This window comes from Achromobacter xylosoxidans (assembly GCF_001457475.1).
GTDB classification, from domain to species: Bacteria; Pseudomonadota; Gammaproteobacteria; order Burkholderiales; family Burkholderiaceae_B; genus Achromobacter; species Achromobacter xylosoxidans.
Window position 1 is genome coordinate 4,767,312 of sequence record NZ_LN831029.1, and the last position, 14,991, is coordinate 4,782,302.

Here is a 14,991-nt window from a genome sequence, read left to right on the forward strand (position 1 = left end):
TTAGGTCCAGCCGCGGGCGGCACCTGGCCACGCGCAGCCACGTTTCAATAGCGCACGCGCTCGGATTTGTCTCCTCGCAATATTTCGACGCTGCGCCCGCCGCCACCGCCGGTGGCGCGGACCGCCGCGGGCCTGGCCGCCGGCGTCGTGCCCTCGAGCTGCGCCAGGCTTTCGCCGGCGTAGGCGCGGTTCGGGCCGCTCTGCAGCAAGGCGCGCTGCTCGGGCGTCAGGTCCGGCCGCGGCGGCAGCACGGCGCCGCGCTGCGCGAACAACTGGGTATCGGGCCCGCCGTCATCGCCGACCGGGCGCAAGGCCAGTTGCAGGCGGCCGGAGCGGCCCGCCAACAGCAACTCGCTGACCTGCTCGACCGGCACCGCCAGCACCGCGGTCCTGGCCGGCTGGCCCGGCGGGCCCGGCAGCGTGCCTTTGTCCTCGGGGCCGTCCACCGACGCCGTGCCATAGGCCAGCACGCGCACCCGCGACTGCAGCAGCCGGGCCTGTCCGGCCTGGATCTCGACGCCCTTCTCCAGCAGGAAGAACACGTCCACCAGGTCCCCCGGCGCGATGCGGTTGCCGCCGCCCACCACTTCGTCCACCGCGATCGCCACCGCGCGTTCGCCCGGCTTGAGCTGGCGGCCCAGGCCCTGCGCCAGCATGCTGGGCAACAGCGGATCGCCCGCGGCGATATCGACGCGGGCATAGGCGCCCTGCAGCGGCGCGGGCGAGCTGTAGCTGCCCGACAGCGCCACCTGCCATTGGTCCACCTTGAGCATCCTGGCGCCATCGATGCGGGTGCCGGCCGGGATCGCGGCGGCAGCCACCACCACCGGATAGCGCTTGGCCGGCGGCTCGGCCGGCGCGCTCGCCTGGGTGGCGACCGGGCTGGCCGGGGCCGGTGGCGGGGGGGAAGGCTGCGAGGCCAGGCGCCACGCCACGAACGCCAGCACCAGGCCCGCCGCCAGCAATACACCCGCGATGATCTTGCTCAGACTGCTCATGGTGTCCCTTGCGAAATTTGCACGATGGCCTTCGATGACAGGCGGGTCGGAATCCAGTTCTTGTCCGTCCCGGGCAACATGGCAATCAGGGCCTGGAAGGTCGACAGCACCGGCCAGTCGTCCACCTTGAAAGCCATGGTGACCGTGGCGCACGTCGCCGTCTTGCCCTCCGCCCCCTCCCAGGAACATTGCGCATTGGTGGTCGAGCATGCCACCGCCGATCCGGCGCCGAACACGCTCATCGCCGCCGCACAGGCCACGGTCGGCACGTCCGCCTGGCCGGCAAAGCGCGCATGGACCGCCGCGCGCGCGCCTTCGGACGCGGCCGATGCCAATTGCTGCTGCATCCAGAACAGCACGCCATAGCCGACCACGGCGCAGACGAACATCAGCAGCATGGTCACCGTCAGCGAAAACTCGAGCGTGGCGATGCCGCGTTGGACACGCCGGCGGCCGCGGGGCTCATCGGGATCGCGGTGCCTGTCCATGTCAATTGCTCCCGTCCAGCGCATTGCCCAGGTGGACCGTGGCGCGGGCCGTCAACACACTCGAAGGCGGCATCAGGGCCTGGGCCAGCAACGGCAGATTGGGGATCAGCGGGTTGGCGCCATAGGGGTAGCTGACCGTGACTTCGATCTGGTCGGCGCTCAACGGCAAGCCGCTGCAGGTGCCCCCGCCGGTGCTGCTGAGCGTGCCGCCGGGGCCGCACACCGCCACCGCCACCGCGGCCGAGGACATGGCGGTGATCCAGCCCGAGCGATCCAGCGCCGTATCGCGGCCGGCATTGGCCCGCACCGTAAGGGACGCGGCGCCCGGCTGCCACTGCAGGACCTTGCGGGCGCCGTCCTGCGCCGCCAGGGTGACTGAATGCTGGGCGGTGAAGACCAGTGCGTACGTCAGGATCGCGTAGAACACCAGGAAAAACACCACGAATACCAGGCCGAATTCAAGGGAATAAGCGCCACGCTGAGCGCGGCAACGCCCAGATAGGCGCCGTACGGCGTCTGGCGGGCCCGAAGCGGCAGCGCCCGGCTTCGGGAAAGAAACAGGTACGACAAGGCATGCAGGCCGGCCAGCAGGCTGGCGGCCACCAACGTCATCACCAGCGGCGCGAAGCCCGCCAGCAATCCGAGGATGGCGATCGCCTTGACGTCGCCCGCGCCCATCAGGCGCCGGCTCCAGAGCGGAAAGAACGGCAAGGCCAGCGCGAATCCGGCCAATGCCATGGGCCAGCCGGCCCAGCGCGGCGGATACCCCCATGCCGGCGCCAGCCATGCCGCCAGCAGCCACAGCGCCTGTCCCGCGAAGCCCGCGACGATAAGCGTGTTGGGTACGCGGCGATAGCGCAGATCGGTGTATATCAACACCAGATTCCAGCATGCGAACAACAGCCACCACAGCACTTCCCCTGGATACAAGGCAGGACCTTCCGACGGTTTCGGTTTCAATGCGGCAATACATGGTCGCGCGGCCCCCGGGAGCCGATGCGCGCAACGCCGTCAATCCACAACCGCCCGAAATCGCCGCGCGGGAAGTGTTGCCAACATCAGCTCCGCGCCAGGCGGGGCGGGGACCCGGCCTTCCGCGCATGCCTGGCTGGGACCAGGCCCGTCGGATCGGCCGGGGCCTTCGGCCTCACGTGGACGCGGCGGCCAGCTTTGCTTGCAGCGACGTGAACAGGTCGCCGAGCGCGCCCGTGAATGTCGCCAAAGCCGCTACCAGCGCCACCGCGATGGTGCCCGCGATCAGGCCGTATTCCAGGGCGGTGATGCCTTCTTCTTCGTTCCAGAACTGCGCAAGTTTCGCTTTCATGTCGAGCTCCTGAGGTCTCGCTTGATAATCGAGCCATGCCGCGGGGCGGCGCTGGCCCCCTAAACCCGGTGCAACCGGCGCGCTGGCATGTTCCACGCCCGCGCGCTTCCGGGGTACTCAGGCCGCAAAGGCCCTTGACTCACCCTCAACCCGGCCCCAGCGTGGAGCCGGGCGCCCTGCCCCCCTCCACCGCCGGCGCCGATTCAATGATCGAATCGATACGTTGCGCAAGGCGCGCGCGGAAACGGCGCGAGGCCCGCTGCAAATGCCAACGCATCACCAGCAGCATGACCGCCGACAGCGCGAACGCGATATACGGCAGCATCACCCCGCCGATCTGCATGCTGGAGAATTCGCGCGGCGTGGTGCAGACCACCGTGCCGGCCGCCACGCCCGTGTAATGCATGCCGCACACCGCCACCGCCATCAAAATGGCCGCGGCGGCGCGCTGAAACTCATTCTGCGTGTTGAAGGCCAGCCACAATGCGGCTGACGCGGCAATAACCGCTATGAGCACCGATAAAACCACCATCGGCAGATTCCACATGAATACCGCCGGCATGCGCATGGCGCTGATGCCCACATAATGCATGGCCGCCACGCCGAGACCGGCGGCCAGGCCGCCCACCAGGCAGCGCGTAAATGTGAAACGGTCGCGGCCGACATACCAGAAGGCCCAGCCGGAAAAACCGGCGGCCACCAGGAAACTGAGCGCCGTCAATCCCGTCTGGTAACCCACCTCGAACGGCAGCTGCTGCGCCTGCATGCCGATGAAATGCATGCTCCAGATACCCACCCCGCCCATCGCCAGCGCGCCGATGATGATGTAACCGATGCGGATCTCGCCGTCCCGCGTTTCCGCCCGGATGCCCACCGCGGCCAGCAAGGCGACGTAGGAGCCGAGGACCGCGATCAGGAACGACAGCGCCACCAGCCCGGCATGGAACGACAGCGGAACGATATCGCCCGGGTTCATGCGCGGCCCCTGTGAGCCGGCCGCCGGCAGACGCATCTCGCGGGCCGGCATACGACGATTCTGTGGCGGTCATCCTGGTCCATCTTGCGGACTCCCGAAAGCCTGTAAACCCGATGTGTTTTGAAACGTTTATATAGTCTTATCTATTAACAATTAATACACATCAGGGTTTATACCAGTATTCGCAATGCTGCGACAGCTTACTTGTAACGAATACCCGGAAATTAGCCAGCTTCATTTTCAAATACCCCGGAAAACCCTCGATCAGGCGCCGTCCGGATTGCCTTCCATTGCGCGCTGTTGTTATATCCACGTTTCCGGCCAGTCACAATGAAATAATTTGTCATTGGCTTGCCGCGCTGGCAACATACCGCCTGAACGACGCGCACGGTTTAACTCCTTATAAAGCGGCCCCATTCAGTCACGCCCTTATTCAGGTATTTATCTTCGGCCTGTTTAAACGGCGTCAGCGGCAAACGAGAGACCACCAGGCATGAGACGTACGCTTCCCGCAAGTCCGCTTTCCCTTGCCCTTTTCTGCATGCTGGCCGCCGTCGGCGCGGCGCGGGCCGACGGCCCCTTGCGCGGCAATCCGGTCGATGCCATGCCGCAGATCGAACGGCCGCCCGGCGCCACCCAGCCTCCCCCGGTGGTACAGGCCGCCACGCCGGAACAACTGGCGCTGCAGGCGCGGCTGGCGCAACGCATCGTGCCCCGGCATTTCGATGTCACGGGCGTGCACGAAATGCCGTTCGAGGAGGTTTCCGCCCTGCTCGCGCCGCTCTCGGGCAAGGAGATCAGCCTGGGCGAACTGGTGCAGCAGGTCGACAAGATCACGCAGTTGTACCGCGACCGCGGCTATCCGCTGTCGTTCGCGCTGGTCCAGAACCAGAGCTTCGCCAACGGGCTGGTGGTCGTCACCGTGGTCGAAGGCTATATCGGCACGGTGCGCATCGAAGGCGATATCGGCAACGCCCAGGACCGGCTGGAATCGTTGGCCGAGCCGCTCAAGCAGGAGAAACCGCTGAAGCAGGCCACGCTGGAGCGCGTGCTGAACCTGATGCGGACCGTGCCGGGCGTGAAGTTCACGCCTTCGCTGGACCTGCCGCGGCGCGCCGACGGCGCCACCGAACTGGTGCTGGCCGCCTCGCGTCAGCCGGTCAGCCTGACCGGCGGCGTGGCCGACCTGGGCACCGGCATGCAACCCCTGGTGAACGCCGCCACCAACAGCCTCACGCCGCTGGGCGAGCAGGTCAAGCTGACGGCGTCGATACCGTTCAATACCGACGACGTCAAATACGTGTCCGGCGAGATCCGCGTGCCGCTGGGCAACGACGGCCTGGCCGTCAAGGTGGACGGCTATCACTATGACGCGCGGCCCGAGGACGAGGCGATCGAGTACCTGGGCTTCAATCGCCGGGTCAAGAACGACCGCATCGGCATCGGCGTCAGCTATCCGTTCCTGTTGAACAACACCCGTTCGCTGACCGGCACGCTGGGCGTCTACGCCGCCAACTCCAAGGATCGCTACGAAGCCAAGAATTCCGATCGCTGGCTGCAGCAGGATTCGCAGGTGCGCGCCGCCAACCTCGAAATGCGCTATATCCAGGTGTCGGAATCCATGACGACCGACGTGACACTGGGCGTGGCCAAGGGCTTCGATGCGGCCGGCGCGAAGAAGGAGATCAGCACCAACTATGGCTATTCCGCCGTTCCCGTCCTCGACCTGGATTTCACGCGCTACAACCTGAACGCCAAGCAGACCTTCGCCCTGCCGGCCCAGTTCGGCCTGACCCTGTCTGGCGCGGCCCAGTATTCCAGCAACATCCTGCCGTCGTCGGAGCAAGTGTCGTACGGCAGCTGGCGCTACGCGATGGGCTATCCGCAGGGCGAGCAAAGTGGCGACAAGGGCGTGGGGGTTTCCGCCGAAGTCAATCGCCGCTTCGGCATCGGCTGGGAATATCTGACGAATGTGCAGCCTTACGCGCTGATCGACTATGCGCGCACCTGGTACAACAATTCAGGCTTGCAGCAATTGAATCAGCGTCACCTTTCCTCGGTGGCGCTGGGACTGCGCTTTACCGACGACAAGTACTACCTGTTCGATTTCAATGTGGCCAAGCCTATCGGTTCGGCGACGGTGAACAACGACCGCGACCTGCGCTTCAACGCCAATTACTCGCTGTATTACGACGCATTCTGATTGGGCATCCATACCTGGGGGTCCATATACCCGCCCGCCACCACGCCTGTTTCGACAGGCGTTTTTTTTGGCCTGTTCCATACACCGCGTTACGTAACGTGGCCCGTAACGTAACGGCTGTTACCCCCTTCGGCGTAACATTCGCAGGTCAGGCGTGATCGTAAAAATGGGGGATTCAAAACATTGGTACAAACCCTCTAATATACAAATAACACATTGATTTAAAAGGATTTTTTAAGGAAAGAAAAATACCTCGCCACGTTGCCGGACGGCATTCGGAAAATATTGGCACGGTTTATGCATGTAGGGATGTATCGGGCAGTTTCGACGCCTGACACTTCCCCCACAGGAGCTCGCCATGAATGCCAAGATTGAAACGCAGCGCGTACAACGTATTCTGACCTCCACCGTCATGGCGGCCGCTCTGATGAGCGCGCTGGCCGCATGCGGCGGCGGTGGTGGTGGCCACAAGAGTTCGGCTTCCCTGCCCGGCACGAATATTCCCACCAATCCCGGCGGTCCGAATAACCCGAACAACCCGAATAATCCGAACAACCCGACCGATCCGGTCACGACCGGCTTGCTGCAGACCACGCTCGGCAATACCGGCGGCGCCGTCGACAATACGCTGCCGTTAAATCTGGGCACCACGCTGGGCGGCGTCGGCAAGGCGCTGGATCCCACCGTCAAGCCGGTGGTCGATACGGTGGTTGGCCTGACGCAGGAGATCGGCGCCACCACCGGCCTGGGCCAACCGGTCGACGGCACCGTCAAGCAGGTCGGCGGACTGGTGCAGGACCTGGGCACCACGGTCAAAGGCACCGGGCTGCCCGGCGGCCTGAGCAGCGGCGTCGGCGGCCTGGTCGAAGGCCTGGGCAAGACGGTCGCCAGCACCGGCGGCCTGCTCAATGCCGATCCCAAGAATCCGCAACCGCTGACCACGGTGCTGGGCAATGCCACCAACGCGGTGGGCGCCCTGACCGCCGGCCTGTCCGGCCAGGGCGGCCTGCTGAACCCCGTGACCCAATTGGTCGGCGGCGTGACCGGCGGCGTGCTGGGGGGACCGTCCAAGCCTTTGCTCGAACCGGCCCTCGGCAACGTCGGCAAGACCGTCGACAACGTGTTGCCGCTGGGCCTGCAACCGACCCTCGGGGGCATCGGCGCGGCGCTCGACCCGACGGCCAGCCCCCTGGCCGGCACGGTGGTCGGCCTGACCCAGCAAGTGGGCGCCACCACCAAGCTGGGCGCGCCGGTCGCCGGCCTGCTCAACACCCTGGGCGGCACCGTCAGCAACCTGGGCACGCAATTGCCCGGCGGCAACGTGGCCGGTTTGAATGGCGTGCTGCAAGGCCTGGGCGGCGCGGTCAGCAGTGCCGGCGGCCTGTTGAATGCCACGCCCGGCAACACCAACCCGCTCGGCAACACGCTGGCCAATGCCACCGGCGCGGTCGCCTCCCTGACCAGTGGCCTGGGCCTGGGCGGCGCGGTGGGCGGCAACAACGGCGGCCTGCTCAGCCCGATCACCGGCATCCTGGGTGGCGTGACCGGCGGCGCGGCGGGCGGTAACGGCGGCCTGCTGGCTCCGGTGACCGGCCTGCTCGGCGGCGTGACCGGCAACCTGGGCGGGGCCACGGGCGGCGCGGCCAACGGCGGCTTGCTGGGGGGCCTGCTGGGCGGCGTGACCGGCGCCACCGGTGGCACGGCCGGCGGCGCCGCGGGCGCCAACGGCGGCCTGCTGGGCGGCTTGCTGGGCGGCCTGACGGGCGGCGCGACGGCCAGCGCGGGCGCGGGCGCCAGCGCCGGTGGCGGCGCCACGGGCACGGCCAGCAACGGCGGCCTGCTCGGCGGCCTGCTGGGCGGCGTGACGGCCGGCGTCAGCGGCGGCGCCAGCACCGGAGGCACCACCAACGGCGGCTTGCTGGGCGGCCTGCTCGGCGGCCTGACCGCCAAGAAGTAATCGACGGGATCCGTGAGGGAGCGACGCCATGCTGCAACAAGAAACCATCGTCCACCACGAGCATGTGACCGTGATGCCTGAATCCCGCAATAGTGACCTGCGTCCCGGAATGCTTGACGATATCGCCCTGATGCTGGGCCGGCAGTTCGCCGTGTACAACGCGGCGTGCCAGTCGGCCCTGGCGGAGAAACTGGGTATCCCCCTGGCGGATCTGAAAGCGCTGGAACTGGTGATGGAGTTCGATGCCCTGCCCACCGGGCAACTGGCCCAGCTGATGGGCATCAGCTCCGGCGGCGCCACCGCCTTGATCAACCGCCTGGAGGCGGCCGGCTATGTGCAACGCGGCCGCCATCCGCTGGATCGCCGCATGATCGTGATCCGGCCGGTCGAGGAGCAATGCCAGCAACTGGCCCAGGAACGCCAGTGGGTGGCCGAGGCGGTGGTGTTGATGGCCCGGCGCTACGACGCCGGCGAGCTGGAAGTGGTGCATGCCTTCCTGGCGCAATGTGTCCGCGCCCTGCGGCACGACACGCTGGTCTGGCTCGAAACCCGCAACGCCCACGACTGAGCCGCCCAGGCGCGCGCATGCCGCGCCCCGATCCGCCAGGATCGGGGCGCGGTTTTCATTCGGGCGCGCCGAATTGCAGCCGCGGCACCGCGTCGAGCAGCCGGCGCGTCATGTCCTGGCGCGGCGCGTGCAGCACCGCGTCGGCCTCGCCCAGTTCGACAATGCGGCCGCCGTCCATGACCGCGATGCGGTCGGCCAGGTACTCGACCACGCCGAAATTGTGGGTGATGAACAGGTAGGCGATGCCCAGCTCGTCCTGCAGCTCGCGCAGCAGGTCGAGGATCTGCGCCTGCACCGAGACGTCCAGCGCCGAGGTCGGCTCGTCGCAGATCAGCACCTTGGGTTCGACCGCCAGGGCCCGGGCGATGGCGATGCGCTGGCGCTGGCCGCCGGAGAACTCGTGCGGATAGCGCGACAGCGTGTTGGCCGGCAGGCCGACGCGCTCGACCAGGCGGACGGCGCGGTCGCGTCGCTCGCGCGCGCCCATGCCGCGGCGCAGCGACTCCAGGCCTTCGTCGAGGATGTCGCCGACCCGCATGCGCGGATCGAGCGATGCGTACGGGTCCTGGAACACGATCTGGATGTCCTGGCGCAGCCGCTGCAAGCGGGCGCGGTCGGCGGTCAGCAGGTCCTGCCCCTGCAGCATGGCGCGGCCCGAGATACGGGCGCCGTCGATCAGGCGCAGCAGCGCCTTGCCGGTGGTGGTCTTGCCGCAACCGGACTCGCCCAGCAACGCCAGGGTTTCGCCGGCACGCAGCGTGAACGTCACGCCGTCGACCGCCTTGACCCACGAGGCCACGCGCCGCAGCGGGCCCTTGCGCACCGGGTAATGGACCTTCAGGTCCTGCACGTCGAGAACCACGCCCGGCTCGCGCGGCCGCTTGCGGGCCGCGTCCTGCGCCTGGGCCGCGCGGCCGGCCTGGCTGAGAGGCACGCCGCGCTTTTCAAAGGTGGGAATGGCGTCGAACAACTGGCGCGCGTAGGGATGCTTGGGCGCGCGGAAGAATTCCTCGGCGCTGGCGCTTTCGACGATTTCGCCGCCGCGCATCAGGGCCACGTGATGAGCCACGTTACGCACCACCGCCAGGTCATGGGTGATGAGCAGCACCGCCATGCCGATCTCGCGCTGGATGCCCGCCAGCAGGTCCAGCACCTGCGCCTGCACGGTGACGTCCAGCGCGGTGGTGGGCTCGTCGGCGATCAGCAGCAGGGGTTCCGCCGCCAGCGCGATGGCGATCATGACGCGCTGCTTCTGGCCGCCGGAGAACTGGAATGGGTAATCGTCCACGCGCCGCTCGGGCTCCGGGATGCCGACCCGCCGCAGCCAGTCGATGGCGCGGGCGCGCGCCGCGGCGCCGCGCAGCGGCGTGTGCGCCGCCAGCGTCTCGATGATCTGGTCGCCGACCCGCATGACGGGGTTCAGGCTGGTGGACGGTTCCTGGAAGATGATGCCGATGCGGCCGCCGCGCACGCCGCGCATGGCGCTCTCGGGCAGGCGGTTGAGGTCTTCGCCATCCAGGTCGATCTGGCCGCCGACGATGCGCCCGGCGTCCGGCAGCAGGCGCAACAGCGCCAGCGCCGTCATGCTCTTGCCGCAGCCGGACTCGCCCACCAGGGCGAAGGTCTCGCGCTGCGAGATGGCCAGCTGCAGGCGCTTGACCGCGTGCGTCATGCCGCTGTCGCCGGCGATGTCGACGTCCAGCCCGCGCACGGCCAGCAGGGGCGTGTCCTGGCGGTTATCCTGCTGGCTCATGGCGCGTCTCCGGATTTGGTGGCGCGGGCATCGGCCGCCAGCGCGGCGCCCGGACGGCGGCCGAACCAGCCCATGCCCGGCAGGCGGCCCGGCTTGTAGCGGCGGGTGCGCGGATCGAAGGCGTCGCGCACCGCGTCGGCGAACAGGTTGGCGGCCAGCACCAGGGCCAGCATGAAAAGAAACGCGGTCATCAGGTTCCACCAGATCATCGGGTCGCGCGACATTTCCAGGCGGGCGCCGTCGATCATCGAGCCGAACGAATTCATGCTGGGATCGACGCCGATGCCCAGATAGGACAGCACCGCCTCGTACAGCACCAGGCCGGAGAATTCCAGCACCACGGTGATCAGCACCAGGTGCGCGACATTGGGCAGCAGGTGGCGCGTCATGATGCGCCAGTGCGATACGCCGAAGGCGCGCGCGGCCTGCACGTATTCCAGCTCGCGCAGCTTGAGCGTTTCGGCGCGCAGCAGGCGGCACAGCCCGGCCCAGCCGGTGAAGCCGAGGATCATGCACAACAGGAACAGGCGCAGGTCGGCGCGCGCCGCGGAGGTGTCGAACAGCTCGGCGTGGTTGTCGATGTACACCTGCATCATCAGCGCACAGGCCGCCACCAGCAGCACGCCCGGGATCGAGGTGATGGTGGTGTAGAGATACTGGATGGCGTCGTCGATCCTGCCCTTGAAGTAGCCCGCCGCGATGCCGAAGACGATGGCCGGCGGCAGCATCGCGAGCGTGGTCAGGCTGCCGATGACGAGCGCGGTGCGGATGCTCTTGAGCGCCTGCCAAAGCACGTCGTTGCCGATGCGGTCGGTGCCCAGGGCGTGGTAGCCGCTGGACAGCCCGGCCAGCGCCCCCGCCACCAGGCACAGCAGGGTGAAGGTGATGGCCATGGCGCGCCACGGCACCTCGGCGCGCCCGCCCAATAGGGCCTCGGCCGCCGCCGACGCGCCGCCGCGCCGCGCCAGGCAGGCGAACAGCAGGCCGGCGCCGATCAGCGCCACCGCCAGCCCCGCCGCCAGGCCCAGGCCCAGCCGGTAGTAGACGTCGCCCAGGTGGTCGCGGTCGGGGTCGGCCAGGTGCGTGCCGGCCGCCCGCAGGCGCGGAAAATCGCGCACCGGCTTGTCGTCGACCAGCAGGGTTTCCTTGGTGAACTGGCGCACCGCCAGCGGACTGGAATAGGTCTTCTCGGGCTGGGTCAGCACGCTGCCGCGCAACAGGCCGTCCAGCGCCGATTTGACCGCCGGTGCGTAGACCGGCGCGGCGTCGGCGGCCGCGCCGGGCGCGGGCGGCAGCTGCGGCCGGTAATGGACGGAATCGAGCAGGCCGACCAGCGCGAACGCCGCCAGCACCACCGCCGAGCACATGGCCGGCGTGTCGCGCGCTACCCGCGCCCAGGTCGAACGCAGGTTCGGGCTGCGCCGCACCCGCCAGGCGTAGGCCAGCGCGCCCAGCACCATGAGCCACAGCGCAATGTCGGTCCAGAGGAATACGAACTTGGGCATGGCGGCTACTCGAATCGGACGCGGGGGTCAGCCAGCGTGTAGGAAATGTCGGCCAGGATCAGCCCGACGATGTACAGCGACGCCCCCAGGAACACCATGGCGCGCACGATGGAGAAGTCCTGCGCGTTGATGGCGTCGATGGTGTAGCTGCCCAGGCCCGGGATGCCGAAGAAGGACTCGGCGATCAGGCTGCCCATGAACAGCAGCGGCAAGGCGGCCACGGTGCTGGTCAGGATCGGCAGCATGGCGTTGCGCAGCACGTGGCGAAACAGCACCACGCGCTCGGCCAGCCCCTTGGCGCGGGCGGTGCGCACGTAGTCCTTGCCGATTTCCTCCAGGAACAGGGTGCGGTAGAAGCGCGCCTCGGGGCCCAGGCGCGAGACGATCGCCACCAGCACCGGCAGCGCCAGGAACTTGATCATGTCCAGGCCGCCCTCGAAGCCCGAGAACGGCACCAGCCGCAGCAGCTTGGCGAACATCCACTGCCCGGCGATGATGTAGAACAGGCTGGAGATCGACAGCAGGATGACGCACACCACCACGCCCCAGAAGTCCAGCCGGGTGGCGCGGAAGTACACCAGCGTCAGTGAAAACACGATGCTGGCGAACAGCCCCAGGAAGAAGGTCGGCACCGCCAGCGCCAGGCTCGGCCCCATGCGCGTCTGGATCTCGCGGCCGATGTCGCGGCCGCCGTCGGAGGCGCCGAAGTCCATCGCCAGCAGCGGCACCGAGCGCTGGTAGAACACGGTGTCGGTCAGTTGCGCCGAACCCTTGGCCTGGGCGTTGTAGAACAGCGGCTTGTCGTAGCCGTGCTCGACCTTCCATTTCTCGACCGCGTCCTGGCTGACGCGCTGGCCGCCGATGGCCAGGCGCGCCATGTCGTCGGGCGTGTTGACCGCGAAGAACAGGATGAAGGTGAAGAGGTTCACGCCGATCAGAATCAGCACGCCGTACAGCAGCCGGCGGATGACGTAGCCGATCATGATTGATGCTCCTTGCGGGAAGCCTGGGCGAAGGCGGTCTGCCGTTCGCGCCGCTTGAGCGCCACGTAGGACGGCCAGATCGCCAGCGCGATCAGCAGCACGAACAGGCCCACCGGCCACCAGATGGGGGAATTCCATTCATCGATCTTGCGCTCGCGCAGGGCGGGATCGATCTTCATGTACTGCAGCGTGTTGCGCACCATCTGAGTGGGCTTGGCGTTGCCGACCCATTGCTGGTAGGCGCCGCCCGACATCGGGAAGTAGCCGAACATCCAGGGCGCGTCGCGCTGCACGATGGCGACCATGCGCTGGATCAGCGCTTCCTTTTCGGGGCCATCGTCCAGGAACTTCATCTGCTCGAACAACCTGTCGTATTCGGGGCTGTCGTAGTTGGCGGCGTTCTCGCCGCCGCCCTTGGCCTTGGCGTTGGGGCCGTACAGCAGGAACAGGAAGTTCTCGGCGTCGGGGTAGTCGGCGTTCCAGCCCCACAGGAAGATCTGCGCCGACCCGCGCCGCATCTTGTCCTGGAAGCGGTTGTAGTCGGTCGAGCGCACGTCCATCTGCACGCCGATCTTGGCCATCTGCCGCCGCATCCAGTCGAACTGCGGGTTGGAGCCGCCGCCCGTCATGGAGTCGTAGTACAGCACCAGCGGCGCGCCGGTGACGGCGTTGCGGCCGTCGGGGTAGCCGGCCTCGGCCAGCAGCTTGCGCGCCGTCTCGATGGATTTGCGCACCGGCTTGCCGTCGACCAGGTCGTAGACCACCGGGTTCACGCCCTCGGGCGGTTCGCGGTAGCCCAGCACACCGGGCGGCACCGGGCCGTAGGCCACCGAGGCCTGGCTGTTCTCGAACACCGCCACGTATTCTTCCCAGTCGAAGGCGATGCTGATGGCCTGGCGCAGCTTGCGGTTCTTCTCGGCCTGCTCGGGCGTGTCGCCCTTGCCCACCACCGGGTCGAGCCAGTTGAAGCCCATGTACCAGTTGGCGGTCTCGACCGTGGTGGGCAGGCGGATGCCGTGCTCGGCGTACTTGCGCGCCTTGTCCTGGCTGTCGCCAGCGGCCACCAGCATGGCCACGCCGTACTCGCCGCGCTCGATCTGCGGCACGTCGTAGTAGCCCTGCATGAACTTGCCGGTCAGCGGAATGGCTTCCTTCTCGACGCTGAACACCGCCCGGTCGATGAACGGCGTGGGCTTGCCGCAATCGGCCAGCAGGCCGGCGGCGCGATCGCCCGGCTCGCCTTCGCAGGGATAGGGTTCGCCGTGGAAGTTGGGGTTGCGCGCCAGCACGTGGCGGCGGTTCTGCAGCGACTCGGCCAGCATGTAGGGGCCGGTGCCGACCGGCCAGGTGTTGAGCGACAGGTCGTGCTCGGCCATGCCGGGCTGGTTGTAGAAGCGGTCGGCCTCCCAGGGCACGGGCGCCGTGAAGGTCATGGCCAGCCAGTACTTGAACTGCGGGTACTTGCCGTTGACGCGGATGCGCAGCGTGTGCGGGTCGAGCGCCTGCACGCCGGTGAAGCCGTCCGGCTCGCGCAGGTCCAGCCACGACGCGCCACCGCCGCCGGGAAGGTCGCGGCGCAGCGCCTTGTCACGCTCGCGCAGGCGGTCGCCATATTCCTTCAGGCCGCTCACGTATTCGGCCATCAGCGAATAGATCGGCGACACCACGCGCGGGCTGGCCAGGCGGCGGAAGGCGTAGACGTAGTCGTCGGCGGTGAGTTCGCGGGTGCCGGTGCGCGGAAAGTCGGGAATGGCGAACTTGTCGGCCAGGTCCTCGGGCGCGATCGGGAAGTAGTCGTAGCTGCCGTCGGTCTTGCGGGCGAAGGCCGGGTGCGGCGCGAAACGCATGCCGGGCTTGATCCTGATGTCGTAGATGCTCTGGGCGATCTGCTCGCCCGGCGCATCGGCCGGCAGCACCTTGCCCTGCGCGTCCAGGTAGACCGGCGGGTCGATCGAGGCCGCGGCGCGCGGGATCAGTTCGTAGGGCCGCTTGAGGTAGTGGTAGCCGTACAGCGTCTCATAGATGCTGTAGGTATAAGGGGTTTCATCGCCGGAATAAGAGCTGGCCGGGTCCAGGTACTTGGGCGAGCGCTTGACGAAGGCGGAATACAGGGTGTTCCGGCCTTCGGCGCCGGACGGATAGGGGCTGTTGATGGGACTGCCGTCCCGGGAGCAGCCCGCCAACGCCAGCAACAGCATCATGGCCGCCGCCCAGAGCCGCATCAAAGCACGCATGG

13 protein-coding genes are annotated in these 14,991 nt (G+C 67.7%); 3 read left to right on the forward strand and 10 right to left on the reverse strand.

Annotation, left to right across the window (positions count from 1 at the left end; all coding sequences use genetic code 11):
- Positions 1 to 44 precede the first annotated feature (44 nt).
- The 6 genes from cpaB to AT699_RS21390 all read right to left on the reverse strand — a co-directional run bounded on the left by cpaB (position 45) and on the right by AT699_RS21390 (position 3,786).
- Positions 45 to 998, reverse strand: coding sequence for a Flp pilus assembly protein CpaB (gene cpaB / locus AT699_RS21365; RefSeq protein WP_020928806.1), 954 nt, complete (start codon positions 996 to 998; stop codon positions 45 to 47).
- The gene (locus AT699_RS21370; RefSeq protein WP_006387772.1) at positions 995 to 1,486 is read right to left on the reverse strand and encodes a TadE/TadG family type IV pilus assembly protein; all 492 of its coding nucleotides are present in this window, start codon (positions 1,484 to 1,486) and stop codon (positions 995 to 997) included. Before AT699_RS21370 ends, cpaB begins: the two co-directional genes overlap by 4 nt.
- A 1-nt stretch (position 1,487) precedes the next feature.
- Positions 1,488 to 1,928, reverse strand: a complete 441-nt coding sequence (locus AT699_RS21375; protein ID WP_058207448.1) for a TadE/TadG family type IV pilus assembly protein — start codon at positions 1,926 to 1,928, stop codon at positions 1,488 to 1,490.
- Positions 1,895 to 2,362, reverse strand: a complete 468-nt coding sequence (locus AT699_RS21380) for an A24 family peptidase (RefSeq protein ID WP_233639206.1) — start codon at positions 2,360 to 2,362, stop codon at positions 1,895 to 1,897. Before AT699_RS21380 ends, AT699_RS21375 begins: the two co-directional genes overlap by 34 nt.
- 271 nt (positions 2,363 to 2,633) lie before the next feature.
- Positions 2,634 to 2,810, reverse strand: coding sequence for a Flp family type IVb pilin (locus AT699_RS21385; RefSeq protein WP_006387769.1), 177 nt, complete (start codon positions 2,808 to 2,810; stop codon positions 2,634 to 2,636).
- Positions 2,811 to 2,955: 145 nt separating this feature from the next.
- Positions 2,956 to 3,786: an MHYT domain-containing protein gene (locus tag AT699_RS21390; RefSeq protein WP_006387768.1), complete on the reverse strand. Its 831-nt coding sequence runs from the start codon at positions 3,784 to 3,786 to the stop codon at positions 2,956 to 2,958.
- 493 nt (positions 3,787 to 4,279) lie between these two features.
- On the opposite strand from AT699_RS21390, the gene AT699_RS21395 reads away from it, so the two are divergent.
- The 3 genes from AT699_RS21395 to AT699_RS21405 all read left to right on the forward strand — a co-directional run bounded on the left by AT699_RS21395 (position 4,280) and on the right by AT699_RS21405 (position 8,514).
- The gene (locus AT699_RS21395; protein ID WP_035183252.1) at positions 4,280 to 5,989 is read left to right on the forward strand and encodes a ShlB/FhaC/HecB family hemolysin secretion/activation protein; all 1,710 of its coding nucleotides are present in this window, start codon (positions 4,280 to 4,282) and stop codon (positions 5,987 to 5,989) included.
- 358 nt (positions 5,990 to 6,347) lie between these two features.
- Positions 6,348 to 7,946, forward strand: a complete 1,599-nt coding sequence (locus tag AT699_RS21400; protein ID WP_024069810.1) for a collagen-like triple helix repeat-containing protein — start codon at positions 6,348 to 6,350, stop codon at positions 7,944 to 7,946.
- 28 nt (positions 7,947 to 7,974) lie between these two features.
- Positions 7,975 to 8,514, forward strand: a complete 540-nt coding sequence (locus AT699_RS21405; RefSeq protein ID WP_006387765.1) for a MarR family winged helix-turn-helix transcriptional regulator — start codon at positions 7,975 to 7,977, stop codon at positions 8,512 to 8,514.
- 55 nt (positions 8,515 to 8,569) lie between these two features.
- Here the strand turns inward: AT699_RS21405 and AT699_RS21410 are convergent, their stop codons facing one another.
- Genes AT699_RS21410 through AT699_RS21425 form a run of 4 tightly spaced genes read right to left on the reverse strand, consistent with a single transcriptional unit; the run spans position 8,570 to position 14,989 of the window.
- On the reverse strand, positions 8,570 to 10,267 hold the full coding sequence (locus AT699_RS21410) for an ABC transporter ATP-binding protein (protein WP_024069811.1): 1,698 nt from the start codon (positions 10,265 to 10,267) through the stop codon (positions 8,570 to 8,572).
- Entirely contained in the window at positions 10,264 to 11,772 is a 1,509-nt protein-coding gene (locus AT699_RS21415; protein ID WP_024069812.1) for an ABC transporter permease, read from the reverse strand. Before AT699_RS21415 ends, AT699_RS21410 begins: the two co-directional genes overlap by 4 nt.
- Positions 11,773 to 11,777: 5 nt before the next feature.
- A complete protein-coding gene (locus tag AT699_RS21420) occupies positions 11,778 to 12,755 on the reverse strand; it encodes an ABC transporter permease (protein ID WP_006387762.1) in 978 nt (325 codons plus the stop codon).
- Positions 12,752 to 14,989 (reverse strand): ABC transporter substrate-binding protein, encoded by a 2,238-nt coding sequence (locus tag AT699_RS21425; protein ID WP_024069813.1) that lies wholly within the window; start codon positions 14,987 to 14,989, stop codon positions 12,752 to 12,754. Before AT699_RS21425 ends, AT699_RS21420 begins: the two co-directional genes overlap by 4 nt.
- Between the last annotated feature and the right edge of the window lie 2 nt (positions 14,990 to 14,991).